Origin of the sequence: Brotocaccenecus cirricatena, from assembly GCF_020687045.1 — a bacterium.
In the GTDB taxonomy this organism is placed as follows: domain Bacteria; phylum Bacillota; class Clostridia; order Oscillospirales; family Oscillospiraceae; genus Vescimonas; species Vescimonas cirricatena.
In genome coordinates this window covers 47704-66039 of record NZ_JAJEPW010000013.1, presented here as the reverse complement: position 1 = coordinate 66039, position 18336 = coordinate 47704, and the positions used below count along the sequence as shown (strand labels likewise).

Annotated in this window: 22 protein-coding genes; 6 read left to right on the top strand and 16 right to left on the bottom strand. The window is 54.3% G+C overall.

All coding sequences use genetic code 11. The features are described 5' to 3' along the window. Positions 1-44: 44 nt before the first annotated feature. The 9 genes from mobQ to LKD37_RS06395 all read right to left on the bottom strand — a co-directional run bounded on the left by mobQ (position 45) and on the right by LKD37_RS06395 (position 6830). Complete coding sequence (gene mobQ / locus LKD37_RS06435; RefSeq protein ID WP_302928447.1) at positions 45-1559, bottom strand: MobQ family relaxase; 1515 nt, start codon at positions 1557-1559, stop codon at positions 45-47. A 233-nt stretch (positions 1560-1792) separates the two neighbouring features. Beyond that, positions 1793-2086 carry a DUF3847 domain-containing protein gene (locus LKD37_RS06430; RefSeq protein WP_302928446.1) on the bottom strand — a complete coding sequence of 98 codons (294 nt, stop codon included), beginning with the start codon at positions 2084-2086 and terminating at the stop codon, positions 1793-1795. Positions 2087-2175: 89 nt separating this feature from the next. Further along, entirely contained in the window at positions 2176-2892 is a 717-nt protein-coding gene (locus tag LKD37_RS06425) for a hypothetical protein (protein ID WP_302928445.1), read from the bottom strand. Beyond that, positions 2889-3380, bottom strand: coding sequence for an RNA polymerase sigma factor (locus LKD37_RS06420; RefSeq protein WP_302928449.1), 492 nt, complete (start codon positions 3378-3380; stop codon positions 2889-2891). Before LKD37_RS06420 ends, LKD37_RS06425 begins: the two co-directional genes overlap by 4 nt. 153 nt (positions 3381-3533) lie before the next feature. Continuing rightward, complete coding sequence (locus LKD37_RS06415) at positions 3534-3848, bottom strand: hypothetical protein (protein WP_097769766.1); 315 nt, start codon at positions 3846-3848, stop codon at positions 3534-3536. A gap of 170 nt (positions 3849-4018) precedes the next feature. After that, on the bottom strand, positions 4019-4345 hold the full coding sequence (locus LKD37_RS06410) for a TnpV protein (RefSeq protein ID WP_302928444.1): 327 nt from the start codon (positions 4343-4345) through the stop codon (positions 4019-4021). Beyond that, positions 4342-6216, bottom strand: coding sequence for a recombinase family protein (locus LKD37_RS06405; RefSeq protein ID WP_158420704.1), 1875 nt, complete (start codon positions 6214-6216; stop codon positions 4342-4344). Before LKD37_RS06405 ends, LKD37_RS06410 begins: the two co-directional genes overlap by 4 nt. 30 nt (positions 6217-6246) lie before the next feature. After that, positions 6247-6624, bottom strand: a complete 378-nt coding sequence (locus tag LKD37_RS06400; RefSeq protein ID WP_302928443.1) for a plasmid recombination protein — start codon at positions 6622-6624, stop codon at positions 6247-6249. Continuing rightward, on the bottom strand, positions 6621-6830 hold the full coding sequence (locus tag LKD37_RS06395) for an LLM class flavin-dependent oxidoreductase (protein ID WP_302928442.1): 210 nt from the start codon (positions 6828-6830) through the stop codon (positions 6621-6623). The genes LKD37_RS06400 and LKD37_RS06395 overlap by 4 nt, the downstream gene beginning before the upstream one ends. A 201-nt stretch (positions 6831-7031) precedes the next feature. Here LKD37_RS06395 and LKD37_RS06390 point away from each other — a divergent pair, with 201 nt between their 5' ends. Then, on the top strand, positions 7032-7160 hold the full coding sequence (locus LKD37_RS06390; protein ID WP_302928441.1) for a hypothetical protein: 129 nt from the start codon (positions 7032-7034) through the stop codon (positions 7158-7160). A gap of 73 nt (positions 7161-7233) precedes the next feature. Here the strand turns inward: LKD37_RS06390 and LKD37_RS06385 are convergent, their stop codons facing one another. Together LKD37_RS06385 and LKD37_RS06380 are read right to left on the bottom strand one after the other, a co-directional pair. Beyond that, positions 7234-8535, bottom strand: coding sequence for a DNA primase family protein (locus LKD37_RS06385; RefSeq protein WP_302928440.1), 1302 nt, complete (start codon positions 8533-8535; stop codon positions 7234-7236). Further along, the gene (locus tag LKD37_RS06380; RefSeq protein WP_302928439.1) at positions 8522-9073 is read right to left on the bottom strand and encodes a CHC2 zinc finger domain-containing protein; all 552 of its coding nucleotides are present in this window, start codon (positions 9071-9073) and stop codon (positions 8522-8524) included. The genes LKD37_RS06385 and LKD37_RS06380 overlap by 14 nt, the downstream gene beginning before the upstream one ends. A gap of 355 nt (positions 9074-9428) precedes the next feature. Here LKD37_RS06380 and LKD37_RS06375 point away from each other — a divergent pair, with 355 nt between their 5' ends. The 5 genes from LKD37_RS06375 (at position 9429) to LKD37_RS06355 (ending at position 13542) form a co-directional block, all read left to right on the top strand. Continuing rightward, a complete protein-coding gene (locus LKD37_RS06375) occupies positions 9429-10271 on the top strand; it encodes a helix-turn-helix domain-containing protein (protein WP_302928438.1) in 843 nt (280 codons plus the stop codon). A gap of 377 nt (positions 10272-10648) precedes the next feature. Next, positions 10649-10852 carry a hypothetical protein gene (locus tag LKD37_RS06370; protein WP_302928437.1) on the top strand — a complete coding sequence of 68 codons (204 nt, stop codon included), beginning with the start codon at positions 10649-10651 and terminating at the stop codon, positions 10850-10852. Positions 10853-10948: 96 nt separating this feature from the next. Further along, positions 10949-12004, top strand: coding sequence for a Fic family protein (locus LKD37_RS06365; protein ID WP_302928436.1), 1056 nt, complete (start codon positions 10949-10951; stop codon positions 12002-12004). 268 nt (positions 12005-12272) lie between these two features. Further along, the gene (locus LKD37_RS06360; RefSeq protein ID WP_302928435.1) at positions 12273-13205 is read left to right on the top strand and encodes a sugar-binding transcriptional regulator; all 933 of its coding nucleotides are present in this window, start codon (positions 12273-12275) and stop codon (positions 13203-13205) included. Between the two features lie 16 nt (positions 13206-13221). Then, the gene (locus LKD37_RS06355; protein WP_302928434.1) at positions 13222-13542 is read left to right on the top strand and encodes a hypothetical protein; all 321 of its coding nucleotides are present in this window, start codon (positions 13222-13224) and stop codon (positions 13540-13542) included. 96 nt (positions 13543-13638) lie between these two features. Here the strand turns inward: LKD37_RS06355 and ptsP are convergent, their stop codons facing one another. The 5 genes from ptsP to LKD37_RS06330 form a co-directional block, all read right to left on the bottom strand. Beyond that, positions 13639-15273 carry a phosphoenolpyruvate--protein phosphotransferase gene (ptsP, locus tag LKD37_RS06350; protein ID WP_302928433.1) on the bottom strand — a complete coding sequence of 545 codons (1635 nt, stop codon included), beginning with the start codon at positions 15271-15273 and terminating at the stop codon, positions 13639-13641. Between the two features lie 13 nt (positions 15274-15286). Then, positions 15287-15544, bottom strand: a complete 258-nt coding sequence (locus tag LKD37_RS06345) for an HPr family phosphocarrier protein (RefSeq protein WP_302928432.1) — start codon at positions 15542-15544, stop codon at positions 15287-15289. A 15-nt stretch (positions 15545-15559) separates the two neighbouring features. After that, positions 15560-15877 (bottom strand): PTS sugar transporter subunit IIB, encoded by a 318-nt coding sequence (locus LKD37_RS06340; protein ID WP_302928431.1) that lies wholly within the window; start codon positions 15875-15877, stop codon positions 15560-15562. Between the two features lie 178 nt (positions 15878-16055). Next, the gene (locus LKD37_RS06335) at positions 16056-17537 is read right to left on the bottom strand and encodes a PTS transporter subunit IIC (RefSeq protein WP_302928430.1); all 1482 of its coding nucleotides are present in this window, start codon (positions 17535-17537) and stop codon (positions 16056-16058) included. A 172-nt stretch (positions 17538-17709) separates the two neighbouring features. After that, the gene (locus tag LKD37_RS06330; protein ID WP_302928429.1) at positions 17710-18162 is read right to left on the bottom strand and encodes a PTS sugar transporter subunit IIA; all 453 of its coding nucleotides are present in this window, start codon (positions 18160-18162) and stop codon (positions 17710-17712) included. Positions 18163-18336: the final 174 nt, after the last annotated feature.

Below are 18336 nucleotides of genomic sequence, written 5' to 3'. Positions count from 1 at the left end.
AGTACAAAGGACGGACAAGTAAAACAGCTTGCCCGTCCTTTCCTTTATCGCTCCTGTTCGTGCCGCTTGGTGCGGCTTCGCGTCTGCTCCGGTTGGTCGGCGCGGAGTGCAATATCCACGCACCTGCGGATTTTTTGAAGCTCGGCAACCTCGGCGCGGGTCTCTTTCAGCGTGTCATATTCCGCTTCCCGCTGTGCTTTGAGGGCGGTATATTCTTTCTCCCACGCGGAGATCGGCAGGGTTTTCACGCCCTCCGGCAAATGGGCATGGAGATAGCGGTTTGCCGCGTCCCATAGGGTAAGCTCGGCACGGTGGGCTTCCTCGTACTTGTCGCGCTTGTTTGTCCAGCCGTTTTGCAGCTTTTTCAGCTCATCGTGAATGGGCTTGTACTCTGTGTAGTTCTTCCCGTATTCAATTAGCTTTTGCAGCTTCTTCATGCGCTGCTCGGCGGTTTTCATTCCCTCCCGGATTGAATAGGCTCTATCACTGACAGAGGAAAGAGAAGCGTCCAGCTCGTCAAGGGTCGAGATACTATGCTCGGAAAGATAGTTGACCGCCGCCGCTATGGTTTTCAGTTCATCGGCTGTGTGCTGTTGTTGCCAACGCTGCGAATACTTCCGGCTCTTCTCTCTCTGAACGCTCAAATACTTCATCAGCAGATTTGCAAGGCCGGGGGATTGCGGCGGCTGCTTCGGGGCGGTTTCCCGCGCTTTGAACAAGTCGGCAATCCATTCCTTGAGCTTCCCAATCTGCGCCCGGATTTCCCGGATAAGGCGGTTTGTCTTTTGAATACTGCGGTTCAGTTCGCCTTTCTCGGTGGCGATACCTTTCTTCTCCATCTGGCAAGCCGCCACGCCCATGTGGACGGTGGGTATCTCGTCAATGCCGCGCTCGGCGTTGCTGCGGTGGTCGATACGCTCCGGGCTTCCGTTCCTCTCCAAAAAGTCGTTGGTAAAGTCAGCCCATGCCTTGCGCCACAAGAGGGTGTTGTCCTTGTCGTTCCAGCCTGTAAGGTCAACTTTGTGCGTCTTATATCTGCCGCTTGGCAAGCGGATATGCTCGCCGTTTTCGTCAAGGTCATATTCCTTTTTGGACTTCGCCGCCCATGTGCCGCGCTCGTTAAGGGGTCGCATAGTCAGCATGATATGACAATGGGGGTTGCCGCTGTCGGTGTCGTGAATGGCAAAATCCACGCACATTCCTCTGGAAACAAATTGAGAGGAACAGTATTCCCGGACAAGCCGGATCTGTTCCTCTCTGGATAATTCTATGGGGAGCGCTGCGTCAATCTCTCTGGCAAGCTGGGCGTTCCCAGCTTTCTCGTAAAGCTCCACGCTGTTCCACAAGGTTGAGCGGTCAGACAATGAGGGTGGTGCGTGGGGTGGCAGCATGATTTCTGTATGGACAACGCCGCCTTTGCGGGTGTAGTCATGGGTCATTCCGTCCCATTCGTTTGTCAGCTTTTCGCCGCTTCGGTAGGCGGCTGCGGCAACGGCTGATTTACCTTTTCCTCGGCTCACAATGCCGATGTTCCAATGGTAAATGGCTATGGGTATCACCTCCCGGATAGGATAATAAAACCCGCAAAAACAGTATAGACGCCAACGGCGGGTGTACTGTTTTTGTGGGTGTGCAGGGATAGCCGCGAAGCGGCGCAAGGGGTGCAGCCCCTTGTTGCGGCAAAGCCGCCATATCGTAGCGCGGGGAAAGTTCCCTGTGCGGAGATAAGCCCTCGGCAGAGCGCACACGCCCGTAAGGGTGTATAAGTGCGCCCTTGTTGCCAAGGGATTATTTAGCTTGTCGTTTCCTCGGCTCGTTTTCTCAAAAAATCCCGCGCTGGCTCACTCGTTAATGCAAGCCGGAGAAGCGCGGCGGCTTCCTCGTCGGTCATGCCCTTTGCTTCCGGCACAATGCTTTCAAAGACCGCGCCCCGGACGATAAGGCGGTGGCTGCGCGTTCTGCGTTCCTCTTTGGATAGCTTCTGACGCAACATTTTTTCCCGGTTCTCAAACTGCCGGATTTTCTTCTTTCCGCCCTCAATCTCGGCTTGCAGTTCCTCACGGGTTTTCTCTCTCGGTTTTGTCATGGTTGGTCGCTCCTTTCTGCCCATAGGCATAGAAAAAGGACAGTCGATTTTCTCGGCTGTCCTGATGGTAGTATTAAATTTTCATGGGGTTATCCGTTGAAAGAACTTAGGTCAAGCGCACCATTATTTATCAGCTCTTGGATAATGGTAGCCAAATCGTTTTTCACACTTTCGCTTTCAGTTTTTGCACCCGCATTTTCAACATATACGGTGCTATCTCCCAACTTAAAAGTCGCATAGTAAATTACATTCTGTTCTCCCACGCTGTTCCGGTCTGTTACAAAATATCCTGCCGTCACGCTTGTGCCATTTACTTCGCTACTTTCTTCACTTCCTACAATCTTCGTATCAAGTAGTGCTATATCCGTTGTAGATATTACCACTGTGGCATTTTCGATTTTTCCCTCAAAACCAATCAATTCTTTGTTGCTGTCGGAAACAGTATCATCAACACGAAAAACTGCATGAGCTGTAACGGTCAAGTTTGGAAAAAGAGATGCAGCTTCCGTTTCCGTAAGTTGCCTTGTTGTTATAGTCCCGTCAATGTCAATGCTTGAGCCAGCAGTTTCCGATTTTACAAAGATGATTTCATTTCCGTTGTCCAAAGTGGCAATGTCAGTTTTGTTCCCGAACAATCCATTTTGAAATACGCCTACGCCTAAAACAGCAATTACTGCAAAGCAAGCTGCAATAGCCCCCCACTTTACCCAAATGGGCTTTTTGGCTTTCTTCTTGTAGTTGAGAGCTTCATCGACATATTTTGTGTCAAGCTCGCTCATAGCGTCGGAAAACTTCTTTGCATTCATACGAATACCTCTCTTTCAATCAAATATTGCTTCATCTTCTCGCGGATACGGGTCAGCCGGACAGAAATGTTTTTTTCTGAAAGCCCCATAAACTCGGCTATGTCCTTATAGCTGTCGGAAAACCAATAGCGGCGCATGAAAATAACGCGGTTTTCGGTAGTCAGCGTGTCTAAAAATGCTTCAATGATACGGGCTAACTCTTTGGCTTCGATTTCTGCTTCTACTGTATTCGGAGCTGCTATACAGGCTTCAATTTCTTCCAAAGCAATCGTGTAATGGCTGCTCCGTTTGGCTGCTTCCTTTCTCCAATAGATTTTGAGTGAAATGTTCCGAACGATTTTAACAAGATAAGATAGCAGCGGGTTAGGTCGTGCCGGGGGAATGGCGTTCCATGCGCCTAAATAAGCGTCGTTTACACATTCCTCCGCGTCTTGTCTGCTGCCTACGATATGGTAGGAAAGATTGTGGCAGACCTTTCCGTATTTTATATCCAGCTCTCGTATGCCTTGTTCTGAACGTCAAAAAAACATTTCTATGATTTTTTCGTCGTCTATCATCTCACCGCCTCCTTTCGGGCTTCACCTATGTACTACGGTTTCAGCGGCAAATACTACATCTAATCCGAAACTTTTTCAAAAAAATTATAGCACATCTTTTTGAATAGGGTGTGTCAAGTTGCCGGAATGTTTCTTTGCCGCTTTGCTGGCGGCGTTCCTGCGTTCCTCACTGTATGGGGCGGTCAGACGGAAAGAGAAACGCCCCTTTGCAATATCAAACTCCATGCAGCCCGTTTCGGGGTCTGCGTCGGTTTGGCAGCACTGGTCGGGGTACTGTCCGGCGTAGGCGGCAAGCCGCTTCTTTAAGTCGGTGTTGTGGGTGCGGATATGGATAAGGGGGTCTTTCTCGTCAAACCAAATATCGGTGGTCTTTTCCTGCTTCGTAAGCCCTGTTCTCATAAACTCTCCTTTCTGCGCCCCTGTTACGCAATAGGGGCATTTTTCGGGTGTTTTTCCCGGCTCTTGGCTTGGGAAAAACGGCGATTTTCCAATAGAAAACGCTCCGGCGATACATTCCTCGTCCAGAGCGTTTCTATCGTGAAATATGGGATTTTTTCGGCTCTTGACGCTCATACATAGATAAGCTCAAACTTGACGATTTCCTCCGCTTGCGCCTTGCAGGTGTTCATCAGCCCCACCCATTGCATGGGGCCTGCGGCTTTCAGTTCCTCGGTTGCGCCCGCACCCTCGGCAAGCTGCGGGATAATGAGGTCAAGGCGGCGACGGACGGCGGCTTCAATCTCGGCGCAATGCTCATAGAGGCTTTCGCTTGCGACAAGGGCGGTGTAGAGGTCGGGGCGGTAGCCCTCAAGGTAGGCTTTCCGCAAGTGTCCGTAATGCCCGATAGGGGGCTTTTTCTTGGCGGGTGCGTCGCCGTTGTCAATCAATCTTCTCATGCGCTCAATGCTCCTTTCTCGTCCTGCACAAGAGGAAGCTCGATAGGCTCTTGCGGCTCCTGTGCCTGTTCTTGCTGCTCTTTCCATTGTTTGCGTTTTTTCTGCATATAGCGGCGGTTGTACTCGGCTTTCTTTGCCCGTCGGCGTTCCTGTTCGGCTATCGCGGCGATTTCTTCCTCCGTCAGTTCCACTTCCTCGTGTGGGATTTCCACCTTGCCCACGAAGTTAAAGAAAATCTCAATTTCCTGTGTGCGGCTTGCCCCTTTGCCCTCCGCTTGGTGGACAAGGATTTTTTCAATAAACTCATTTATCATGGCGGGGGTAAGCTCGGAAAAATCTGTGTACCGCTTCACAAGAGCGATAAACTTTTCCGCATTGACGCTCTCGCTGCTGATACGGTCAAGCTCCTGTTGGTCTTGGGTAATGCTTGTGTTCAGCCCGTCCAATTCAAGTTCAAAATCGTGTAGCATTTGCTCAAAGAGCTTATCAGAAAGTTTCCCATTGACATTATCCTCATAGAGCTTTCGTATCAAGCGGCTCAATTCATCGGCGCGTTTCTCGCTGCGCTGTTTCCTCTGCCGTATGGTCTTGATAGCCTTTTTCTGCCGTTCCCCGGAAGCGGAGCAGACTTGTTCAATAAAGGCGGCTTCATTGTTCTGCGCGTAGTTGCATACTTCCTTTATCGCTTCAAGTAGCAGTTCATTTACAACAACGGTGCGGATAAGGTGGGTGGTGCAGTAGGTGTCATATCGCTGATTTCCTAAATCGTATCGGGAGCAGTTGTATTCGTCGCGGTCTGGACGCCTTTTCCCGTTTGGTCGCCCCGCCCAATCCCGCGCCTTTCCCGCTTTCCCTCGATGGTTATACATCTTCGCCCCACAATCGGCACAAAACATTAAGCCGGTTAAGGGGTTGGCTTCTCCGATGGTGTCAGTTCTGCGGATTGTTTTTCTCAATGACTGTACGCGCTCCCATGTTTCTTTGTCAATGATGGCTTCCTGTGTGTCCTCGAAGATAACTAAATCCTCTTTGGGTGTCGCTTTGGAGCGTTTGTCCTTGTAGCTTTCCTTGTAAGTCCGAAAGTTTACGGTATGCCCCATGTATTCCGGCTTTGACAGAATATCGGAAATTGTATTGCCGCGCCATGCGTAAGGCTCGGTTGAATTGTAGTTTGACTTGTGATTTCCCATGCCGCGCTGTGCAAGATAGTAGGACGGTCTTTCTATCTTTTCCAACGCAAGAATACGGGCGGTTTCATACGGACCTTTGCCCTCTATCGCCATTCGGTAAATCCGGCGTACTACCTCGGCGGCTTCCTCGTCAATAATCCAATGGTTTTTATCATTCGGGTCTTTCTTGTAGCCGTATATGCAATGGTTTGTCAAATGTGCGCCGGACATTCCCTTTGCCCGTAAAACAGTTGTGATTTTGCGGCTGGAGTCACGAACATACCACTCGTTCATAATGTTCAAAAACGGCGCAAACTCGCTGCTTTCCCGTTTGTCGCTGTCTACACCGTTGGCAATGGCGATAAAGCGCACGCCGTTTTCTCTGAACATCACTTCGGTATAAAATCCCACTTGCAAGTAATCCCTACCGACGCGACTTAAATCTTTTACAAGGACATGGGAAACCTCGCCGCTTTCAATGCTTTCAATCATGCGCTTCCAATTCGGACGGTCAAAATTAGCCCCAGACCACCCATCGTCGGTAAAGTGGACGCAGTTAGTAAAGCCATGCGATTTTGCATAATCTTCAAGCAGCTTCTTTTGATTGATAATCGAATTGCTGTCGCCTGTCAGTTCGTCGTCGCGGCTCAACCTCTCATAAAGGGCTGTGATTTTTCCGCTTCCTGTTTGCTTTGTTTTCATGGGTCAATTCTCCTTTCTATGGGCGATTTCTTATCCCCCTTTCATAGCATATAACATCGTTTTCGGGTCTTGGTGTTCCCGGATGAAGTCCAGCGCCTCGGTAAAATAGGCTTTGACCTCGGCCTTCTTCTTGCCCTTGAAGAACTCCGGGCTGGCCGTCACCAGCGCCTCCACCACGCGCACGCTGTCCGACCGCGTGCGACAGCCAGCTTCCGCGATCTGCCTTTCGGACTCCGCGCGGTATTTGCGCTGCGGCGTCACCAGATGGAAGTTGAGGTGACTGCGGGACGTGTCCACGTCAGGATTGCTGGCATATTTTTCCTTGGTGCGCTCGTTGTGGGATTCAATGTGCCCGATTTCCGGCCCCTTGTATTTGGCGAAGCGAAGGATAGCGTACTGTGCTTTCATCGACGCTTCACCCATACGATATCGCAGCCTAGCACGTCGGCCAGCTCCACGACCTCCTTATAGCGGATACTCTCCCGCTGCAATTTTGCCGAAAGATTGGAAACACTGTCGCTCCAATCGTATTCCTCGGCCAGCCGGTCCAACGCTTCCTGCATGGTAAAACCGGCGCGAATGATCTGTGACTTGATTTCGTTTCTGATATTCATAAAATCCTCCCTGAATTCTTGATATGAAAACAGCGAAGCTGATGCACGCTTTTGCAAATCGGCTTCGCTGTCTGGTGAAATGTTCTGTCTCTCCCAAATCCGTTGGAAATTCTGCATTCGATGCATTCCTCGCAGGTGCATGACATCGACTTTTCAGAACTGTGTGCCTTTTCTCCGAATCGTGCAGGGGCACGCCCATCCGTGAAGCTGGTGCACGGTTCCAAGCAGCGCGGCTTCGTGAAATGGTTTCGTTTCCACGCAAATTTCTTTCCGGTTCTCATCGCTCCTGAAAATACCCTCTTCTTTTCAGCTCCTTCGCAGCTGAACTGAAAATCATCCATCCCATCCGCCCATCTATCCGGGATGCTTGGGATGGATGGGATGGAGCTTTTTGCGTTTGCGCTCATAAAACCGGCGGTGTGACCAAGGCCTCGATGCCCCAGAAGCCGTTGACCCGCTTGCCAAGGGCGTTCTGGATGTGGTTGTCGTGCTCCAGACCGAGCTCGTCGGCGTGCTTTTTCAGCGTCATGCTCACCGTCCGCGCCGCCAGAGGCTTGTAGGCGTTGTCGCTGCACCACATGGTATAAATGGCGTACAGATTGGCCGACGTAATGGTACTGTCGGCTTTCAGATGGATGTATCCCTCCGAGCGCAGGAACAGCAGCACATTGTCGGCCTCCCGCCGGGCATCCTCACGGTTTGCTTTCGTCTGACTGCTCTCTGTGAAGCGGAAGTTATTGGCCTGCAAGCGGCGCAGGCCTTCGAGACACCAGAGGAAGATGCCCTCGATCTCTCCGCAGAGCTTGTCCGCGAGAAAGGGGTCGTCCTCGCGGTTCGGCGGCCTTTTCTTCACCGACAAAATGAGCTGGCGGCGGTAAAAGCCGTCCGAGTGGTCGTAGAGCGATTCCAGATCGCCGTTGGAAAAGGCCAGAAACCGAACGTACATCTGCCCCTGATAGCTCTGCTCGCCCTTGCGCTCCAAGTCCATGGGCATTTCGGCGGTGATGAGGGATTTGAGGTAGTGGGTGGATTTCAGGGCTTCCATCTTCATGTCGTCATCCACCATCAGAAGCTCGTGCTCCAGATCGGCCCGGGCAAAGGGGCTGCGCTCTACCTTGGCGATGCTGCCGTTCTTCAGATTGCCGCCCAGCAGCTTCTGCATTACCACGCCGATGCGGCTTTTGCGTTCGCCGCCGTTGCCCTTCAGCAGCATCATGACTTGCCCGCGATTTGTTGGAATCAGGCAGTAGCCGAGATATTCCTGCAGGGTCAGAATGTCCGTCTCCTCCAGCAACTCCGACAAAAAACGCAGCCAGTGAACCGGCTGCGGCGCGTTGGGATCAAATTTAACCGGCAGGCGGTTGCGGCAGAACTCCTTTTCGGGTCGGAACGCGCCGCTGAGGAACAGCGTGCCGTTGGACACGTGAATCCGATCCTCGTGCAGGGGCAGGTCCGGCGCATAGGCTTCCAGCTTCAGCATTTCCAGAAGGCCGGAGGCACGTTTTGCAAGACCGCAGCTGAAATGCGGGCGGAGCATTTCGTAAATTTGCTTGCGGATGCTCTCCTCATCGGTGATACGGCCATCCGCGGTGAAAAAGCCGCCGCTGACGCATACCATCGGGTACGCCGCCAGAAAATCCTCGCAGAACAGCACCTCGTTGAAGTGCTTGTCCTGCATCCAGCGTGGCGGTTCATTTCGTTCCATGTTCGTCCTCCCTGATCTGCCGGTTTCGCGCCTCCATTCGCATGAGCCGATTGTCCTTCTGCATGTCGGCCACTACCTCTGCGCGTTCCTTAGGTGTGCCACAGGCCAGAATGTCCAGCATATTCCCGATGCGATCCAGCATGTGGCACGCTTCCACATAGCGCGGGTCAATGGGGTCTTCCGGTGACTGCGGCGCGCAGTGCTCTTTCCAGTCCTGTAAGATGCCGAAGTAATCCCGCAGAACCCGTAAAGAGTGGCGTTCGGCTTCCACCTGCGTCTTTCCGCGCTTCAACCTCACCAGAACGGACGGCTTCTGCTCGGCAACGCCAAAATCCTCTGCCAGTTTCTTGGCAGCTTCCGCTGGCGGCAGGTGAAAAAGCCTCGCCACAAAGTCGATCACATCTCCGTGGGCTCCGCAACCGAAGCAGTAGAAGTAATCCTCGTTCAGCTTCATGCTGGGTGTCCGGTCATTGTGGAAGGGGCAGCAGACCATGTCACGCCTTGCCTCCAAGCCGTAGTGTTCGGCGGCTTCCTTCACGGAAACTGCCGTCTTGATTTGTGCAAATAAATTGATACTCGTTTCCTCCTTTGAAAATTTTTTTGAGTGCTACCGTTCTGCCCGACGCCGTTCCTGCCCGAGTTCTTACCCCGGCGTTGTCTCTTCCTTGGCACGCGGAATGCGGTACTTTTCCGGAAAGCATATCCTCATTGGACGGTCATGAAATTTTCAAGGTTCTGCGTGGTTTATGTCTAAATTTTAGTAAGAAAACAGGTTCTTTCCCGTATATCCAAGAGGTAGGAAAAGTGGGGTAGAAATTGAAATTTTCTACGCTTTGAGACACAAAACGGAAAAGCATGATATAATACAGAAAAATGGAAAAGGAGACTGCTGTATGCAAGTCAAGCTGACAATCGGAGAGCGGTTGAAAGATTTACGAGTAGAGCGAAAGCTGACCTTGGAACAGCTTGCCGCCGAGGTGGGTATCTCGAAATCCGCACTTGGCAAATATGAATCGGATAACGGCAAGGACATCAGCCCGTACAGCATTTCGATGTTGGCGGACTACTATGGCGTTTCTTCTGACTATCTGATGGGGCGGACGGAAACAAAAAATCACCCAAACACAGCTCTGCACGAGCTGCATTTGAGTGATACTTCGATCGATGTATTGAAAACAGGCAAGTTCAACCACCGGCTGCTGTCGGAGCTGATTTGCCACAGGGATTTCCAGCGGCTTATGTTGGATGCGGAAATTTACGTTGACCGGAGCGCAGATATGCGAATCAAGGATATGAATACCGTGCTGGAAGCCACCCGTCAGATGGTTCTGATGGAGCATGGCGAGGAAGCTGACGATCTGTACCTCCATACTCTGAAAGCAGCGCAGATACAGGAGGAAGAATACTTCGGACATCTCGTTGCAGACGATCTAAGCAATATCCTGCGGGACATCCGGGAGGAACATAGAACGGATGCGCTGACCGCGGATGATGAGCTGTCTGCCGCCGCTGTGCAGAAGCAGTTGATGGAGGCCGTACATTTTGAGGGCAGCTCCGAGGAAAAGAAAATCCGCGCGTACCTTGCAACACTTGGAATTGATTACGACACGCTCACGAAAGAAGAGTTTGTTTCTCTGATTGGAATCCTCAAGAAGTCCAAGCACATGAAAAGTCCCATCAGCCAGCGAGGGAAAACGACCATGACCCACGGCAAGGGAAAACGGAAGAAACGCTGAAACAGGGGTGTCGCTGCGGCGGGACGGGGGTGTATATACCTTTCATTCCTTTTCCGGCCAGTCGGATTTTGTCTCTCAAAAATCCCGCATTAGTGTCACCTTGGTGTCGCAAAATCCGCCTGCCCAGCTCTGCATAAGTTCCGCTGGCGAAATCAAAGATTTCGAGCGTCACTTATACTGCCGCCGAAAAGCGTCTGTCAACCGCTATCTGTCCGTACAGCAGATGGCGAGGCCAACCCCTCTTCCGCGCCAGCTGGAAGCAAAGGTATAACACACTAGACTTTGCAAGCAAAATCGTGTGCCAACAGGGATGCTGCGCGCCCCTATTGGAAACCCAGCGGCAAAGAGGCGCGGGTCTCCGGTGGAGACCTCAAAGCGTGAAACGCTTTGAAGCGCTGACCGAGCCGACAGGCGAGACCTCCCTTTGCAATCCCTCCATTTTCCTCGCAGGTGCATATACAGGCTGCAAAAACGCAGCTTGTCATGCCTGCTCAGAAAATACAAAAGGAAGTCCGTCCCTCGCAGGAACGGGCTTTCTTTTTTTACCGTCAACTTCAATTTTGTCATTACTGCAAAAATGAGAAAATTGCGATTGACGGTGATGCAATTTATGGGTATACTGTAACTGCATCATTGAATGATATTTGATGAAATTAAACGCTGAATGAGGAATTTGAATGAGAGAATTCGACTTCAAAGCAGAATATCAAAAGCTCCTGACGCCGGAGGTCGTGGCGTATCTGACGCAGATCCACGAGTACAAGGGGCAGCAGAACCTCTTTATCGAGGCCAAGGCGGATGCACTGTCCAATCTTTTGGAGGTTGCGAAGATTCAGAGCACCGAGGCATCCAACCGCATCGAGGGCATCATCACCACGGACGACCGCCTGAAAAAGATCGTCCGCGAAAAGACCATGCCCCAGACCCGCAGCGAAAAAGAGATCGCCGGATACCGCGACGTGCTGGCGACGATCCACGAGAGCCACGACTATATCCCGCCAAAGCCGACGGTCATTTTGCAGTTGCATCGGGACCTGTACAAGTTCAGCGGCAAGTCCATCGGCGGCAGCTTCAAAAACTCGGATAATGTGATTGCCGAGGAACTGCCGGATGGACGGAAGATCGTCCGGTTTGAGCCTGTCTCCGCGTGGGAAACGCCGGGGGCAATGACGGCACTTTGCGATGCCTTCCGGACGGCCATGCAGGACACGGAGTTTGATCCGCTGCTGCTGATTCCGATTTTCATTCTGGACTTTCTCTGCATCCACCCCTTCAATGACGGTAATGGCCGCATGAGCAGGCTCCTGACGCTGCTGCTTCTGTACCGCTCCGGCTATATCGTGGGCAAGTATATCAGCATCGAAAAGCTGATCTCCGACACTAAGGAGACCTATTACGAGGCGTTGCAGGAAAGCTCCTGCAACTGGCACGAGGGAACCAACGACTATGCACCCTTTGTCACCTATATGCTGGGTGTTCTGGTGGCGGCGTACCGGGATTTCGAGAGCCGGATCGAGCTGCTGACCACCAAGGGCCTGTCCAAGCCCGACCGGGTGCGGGAGATCATCAAAAATCACCTCGGCAAGATCACCAAGAGCGAGATCATGGCCAAATGCCCGGACATCAGCCAGATCACCGTCCAGCGCGCGCTGGCGGAGCTGCTGAAAAACGGCGAAATCACCAAGCTCAGCGGCGGAAGATATACGGCGTATTTGTGGAGCGGGGAGGAATAGTTGGGCCGCGATTTAGAAAGCCAGGCATGGAAATTCAAAAGGAAGTCTGCATCAACGATGAGAGAAACCCTCTTTCGAATAGAATTACAGAAACACTTCGCATTTCAAGCTATTAGTGGGATACAAAATATCCGTACGCCAAATGTGAGATGTTGTCTTGTGACCTAAATTCTTTCAAACGAAATTTACATTTGATGTTTTTCCGTTTTTTTGCTATAATAAAAGAGTAAGCAATAAGAGATGAGCTGCAGCCGGGGGAGGTGATATAATGACTGATATGGAGCAGCTTTTGGCGGTTGCCAAGATGTACTATGAACAGGGGTTGACGCAGCAGGAGATCGCCGAAAAGGTGTTTCTGTCCCGGTCCCACGTCTCCCGCATGCTGAAGGAGGCCCGTGCTCTGGGGATCGTTGAAATCATCATCCGCTCGCCCTTTGAAAACCATGTCAGTTTGGAGATAAGCCTGGCAGAGCGCTTCGGAATGGAGAAGATTCTGGTGGCCTACACTGAAAACACCGGCCCTCGGGAGGAGTTCAACAGCGTGTGCAGCATGGGCGCGTCCTATCTCAACAGCATTCTCACCAACCGCAGTGTGCTGGCTGTGTCCAAGGGGAAAACGGTAGCTGCCACCATCGGCGCGCTGAAGCCGTCCAAAACCTTGCCGGATATGCGCTTTGTGCAGCTGGCCGGTTCTATGGAGAGCATCAATCCGGATATCGACGAGATGTTTATTCTGCAGCGGGTGGCCGCTCTGTACGGATGCGACTGCAAGCGCCTGCTGGTGCCGTATCTGCTGGATGATGAGGAGAGCAAGGCCCTGATCTGCCGGCACAGCGCCACCCGCGAGGTGCTGCGCTGCCGCAAGGACGTGAATACCTTCATCAGCGGTGTGGACACCATGCTCTATTGGGCGGAGCGCATGGACGAGAAGGACGTGCATCCTCTGATGAACCAGGGTGCCGTGGGCTGCATGTGGGGCTATTTCTTTGATATCAACGGCAACATTATCGACACGCCCTTGTATAACCGCATGATCATCCCCGATCGCAGCATCTTCCAATCCGCTCAGACCCGGATCTGTATCGCTTCGGACCGGTTCAAGGCCAAAGCCATTCTGGGGGCTCTGCGGGGCGGTATGTGCAATGTGCTGATTACCAATTCCAAAATTGCCAGCCAGATTCTGAATCTGGATGCAGTCTGATATAAGGGAGGACCATATGAGCGTTCTGTCTCTGGATGCCAGCCAAAGCGTGAAACTCACTCTGATGAAGGATATCTCCTATTGCCTGGTTCGTTCCGACAAGCTGGGCCGGCGCCGGGATGTGCTGGTGATGTTCAATGACCAGCCGGAAGGATATGTCCTGTCCTACGGTGATTGGCTGCACTTTATCAATCAGGTATCCGGCCGCCGCATTCTGTTCGGCTTTTACCGCCGGATGCGGAAGTATTTTTCCGGACGCACCCGGGAGGAATTTCAGCAGGAGCTGTCCCGCCGGGGCATTGCCTTCCGCCGGGAATGTCCGCCGGCGACCAATTGAATCACAAACAGCAGGAGCCCCTCCGGATGGAGAAGCTCCTGCTGTTTGTGTTTTGTATGTCCCGTAATTTCCTTTTGTTCCGATGAGGCCTGCGATTCAAAGAGTGGAGGCGTCGATGGCGGACAGAGCCCGCCGCAGCTCCAGCACCTTCCCGGGAACTACAGACAGCTCCCGCACACCGGCCTTGATATAGAAGGGAAGCAGCGCCTCGTTTCCGGCGGACTCTCCGCAGATGCCGCACCAGATCCCCCGGGCCGCGGCGGCCTGGGCGGTGTTCTGGATCAGACGCAGCACCGCCGGGTGAGAGGAGTCGAACAGATCGGCAACCTTATCGTTGAGCCGATCCGCCGCCAACGTGTACTGGGTCAGATCATTGGTCCCGATGGAGAAGAAATCCACCTCCTGGGCAAACTGGTCGGCCAGGATGGCGGCGGAGGGAACCTCCACCATCATGCCCACCTCGATGTCCCGGGCCAGGGGAACCTGCTCTGCCTCCAGCTCCCGGCGGCACTCCGCCAGCAGGGCCTTGGCCCGGCGAAGCTGGTCCAGGTCCCCGATCATGGGGAACATAATGGCCAGGCGGCCATAGTGCGATGCCCGCAGCAGGGCCCGCAGCTGGGTGCGGAACATGTCCCGGTGATCCAGGCACATGCGCACCGCCCGCCAGCCCATGGCGGGGTTTTCCTCCGGCGGCAGCGGCAGCCAGGGCGGCACCTTATCGGCGCCGATATCCAGTGTCCGCACCACCACGCGCTTGCCCTCCAGCTTTTCCAACACCGTCCGATAGGCCGCAAACTGCGTGTCCTCGTCCGGTGCGCTGTCGGCATTCATATAGAGGAACTCGCTGCGCATCAGCCCCACGCCGTCAGCGCGCACCGCCGCGGCGTTGTCCGCGTCCGTGACATAGGCAATGTTGGCGCAGATCTCCAGCTCCAGGCCGTCCTTGGTGCGGCTGGGGAGGTCGCGATACACCTGCAGATCCGTCTGCTCCCGGAGATAGGCCTGACGCCGGGCCGAATAATCCGCCAGGGTCTGCTCGTCCGCGTCCAGGATCACCAGCCCCTGGGAGCCGTCCACTACGACGGTCCCGGAGGCGGCGGAGAGAGCCTCCACCAGTCCGCCGACGCCCACCACAGCGGGGATTCCCATGGTGCGAGCCAGAATGGCAGAGTGCGAAACGTGGGAACCCAGCTCCGTGACGAACGCCATGACATGCTCCCGCTCCAGCTGCATGGTGTCACTGGGGAACAGGTCGTGGGCACACACCACGGAGGACTCCTTCAGGGCCTGGCTCTGCCCGCCGGTCAGCACCTGCAGCAGCCGCTGGGTGATGTCCCGGATATCGGCGCTGCGGGCCCGCATGACCTCATCGTCCATAGAGGCGAACATCTCTGCAAACTCCTGGCCGGCGCAGGCCACGGCGTGCTCCGCCGTATAGAGCTGGTTGGTGATGTTGTCCTCCACCGACTCCAGATAGTCCAGGTCCTCCATCATCATTTTGTGTATGTCAAAGATCTGGGCGGCGGCCTCGCCGGCTTCCCGAACGGTCTTTTCATACAGCCGGTCCAGCTGAGCCCGGGCCTCCTGCACGGCGCAGTCAAACCGGCGCTGCTCCGCCTGGGCCGTCAGCCGGGACAGCTCCTCATAGGCGGCCAGCTGCACCTTCTGATACAGCCATGCGGGGCCGATGGCCACCCCCGGTGAGGCGGGAATACCGTGAAGAGTGATCATTGCCGCATCCTCCTCACAGCTCCGCCTGGCAGAAATCCTGCAATGCCTGGCAGGCGGCGTCCTCGTCGCCGCCCTCCACGGTGACCCGCAGCTCCTGACCGCACTTGGCCGCCAGCTTCATCACAGCGAACAGGCGCTTGCAGTCGGCGGTTTTTTCGTTGGCGGTCAGGGTGACGCGGCTGTCCATGGCCTGGGCCAGCTTGACGATCAGTCCGGCCGGGCGGGCGTGAAGTCCCTCGGCGTCCTGGATCACATAAGTAAATTCTTTCATATAACAGCTCTTTTCTCAGGCCTTGCTGAGTTCATCCAGATAGGCCCGGGTCTTTTCTTCAATTTCCGCCTCGGACATGATATTCTTCAGCGGGATCACGTGGGCGCCCTTGCGCTTGGCATCGGCAAACTGCGGCTCCAGCGAGACGCTGCAATACACTACGTCGTACTTCTGGCCGATGGCCTTGCCCACGGAGACGGTGTTGGCCTCCACGTTGCACTTCAGGCCCAGCTTGGTGAACACGCGCTTGACCTTGAGGCTCACCAGCTGACAGCACCCGTTGCCGGCAGCGCAGCAGGCCAGAATGTTGAATTTTTTGGAAGTGATATCCATTGTTCGTTCCTCCTGTTTTGACAGTATGTATAATATGATGCATAGCGCCGCCGCCGGCAGCGCGGGATAACGGGGGCAAAGGGTACGTCACCTGCCGACAGACCTCCGCTTTCGCGGAGGCCCGTCAGCAGTGTGTAGAAAAGGGTGGTTGTCAGGTTTATTGGGTCAGCAAAGGGCCTTACAGGTCCTCGCCCATGACCTCCTTGTACTGCTCCCAGTCCTCGGCGGCCAGCCAGTAGCCCTTCTTGTTCTTGAGATACTGGATCTGGGGGATAGCCAGCATGATGACCAGCACCAGCACATAGCCGGCCCAGCCAAGATACTTCCACAGGGGGGAGAAGGCGGACAGAGTGATGGCGTTATCCACCTGGAAGCCCACGCCGCCGTAGACGTCGAAGCCGATGATGCAGGCAGCGATACCGGCCAGGAACACGTCAGACAGAGCAACGGCGATGCAGGAAACCACCAGTGCCTTGATGCCGCCGCGGTGATGGGCAAAGATACCCACGGTGGCGCTGTCGAACATCATGGGAACAAAGCCCACCAGGCACACGAAGGGCAGATTCAGCAGCATGCCCACGGTGGTGAACACGGTCATGGTCAGGGAGCCCACCAGGAAGCTGACGGTGATGACGGAGCCGTTGGTCACGAAGCCGTAGAAGGCGGCGCAGTCGATGCCGGGCAGGGTGTTGGGCAGGACCTTCTCGGAGATGCCGCTGAAGGCCACGGTCAGCTCAGCCACGAACATGCGCATACCGGTCAGCAGGATCACCAGATACACGGGGAACTTGCCGGCGGTGTGGAAGATATACAGCGCGAAGCTGGTGTCGGCGGTGAGGCTGGAGTCGATGCCCATCATGGCCTCCTTGCCGATCAGGGAGATCAGCACGGCGAAATAGGCCAGCATAACGATAAAGGAGGCCACATACATGTCGTTGAAGATGGACAGGAAGCCGGGCAGCTCCAGATTGTCAAACTTCTTGACTTCCTTGCCCTTCTTCTTGGCCCGGCGCTCCAGCAGGCGGCCGTACTCATAGCCCAGGCGGTCCAGGATCATCTGGGTGTGGCCCACGCACATGTTGGCGCCGTCGGTAAGATCCTGAGCGGGCTCAACGGTGAGGTTGGACAGCACGCACCACTTCACGGCCAGATACAGACCCACAGCCAGGATGGTGGCAAAGTCGCCCATAACGGGGAACATCACCAGCAGGATGGGGACCATGTCGATGGCCTGACCGGACAGGATGTGGGCCTGAATGATCAGGGAGCGACACTTGGTGTATTTTTTCATCAGCACCAGGATGATGGCGATGCCGAAGCCGGCGGCCATGGATGCCATCTGCAGGCTGGTGGTGCGGCCAAAGCTTTCCAGAATGGCCGTCAGCGTGCCGGCGCCCAGGGAGTCATCGTTGACGATGATGTTCATGCCCAGCACCTGGCGCAGGCCCATCATGATGGGCTGGAAGGTGGTGTACAGGCCGCCGGTAGCGGTTTGATAAACAATATAGCCAATATAGGCCTTCAGAGCGCCCATCAGGGATTCCAGGAAGGGGCGCTTGGTCAGAAGCTGGCCGATAAACACCAGGACCATCATAAACATGGCAGCCCGGTCAAAGAAGTTATACCAGATCCAGCTCAGAACGGAAACAACAGAATCCATTATGATTTTCCTCCGTATTCACACAAAGTATGTTGGTAAAGAGCTTTTACGCGGTAGATTGCTGAGTATGGAAGGCACGAGCCCCGACGGGGCGGGGATAGATCCTCTCCTCTCTCCGGTCAAAAACTGATTGTGGGAATCCAAATTTAATTCAAACAAGCTCAGGAGCGGCTCAGCCCAGCAGCTTGTCAAAATCCTCTTTTGTTTTGGCGTCCAGCAGAGCCCGGACCGTCTCCTCATCGTCGAACACATCTGCCAGGTCCATCATCACGTCCAGGTGGGCGTTAAGCTCCTTGACGGCGATGGCGAAAAACAGCTCTGCGCCCATCTCCGGGTCGCTCTCGTCGTAGCACACGGGGCGGTTGATCTTCACGAAGCTTACCGCCGCCTGCCTGACCAGGTCCGTGCGCTTGGAATGGGGCATGCAGATGTGGGGCGCGATGAAGATGTAGGGGCCGTTCTCGGCCACGTTCTCTATGATGCTGTCGGCATAGGCCGGCTCCACCAGCCCCTGGCGGATCAGCGGCGAACAGGCCGCCTTCACGGCCTCCTCCCAGGTGTCGAACCCGCTGTAAACGTCGAACAGCCCGTCTTGATACAGCTTTTTCAGATAAGCCAGTTCCATGTGTTCTCCTCCCACGGATGAATGAATATGCAGTTCTGCTGCCCGGGCCCGCAGGGGCTTCTCTGGGCATATCCGACAAAACTCACACCGCCATTATGCACGATTTTTCTGAAATATGCAACTGCTGCACGAAAGATACACACAAGTCCTCCTTGCACACATGCGCAGAAAATA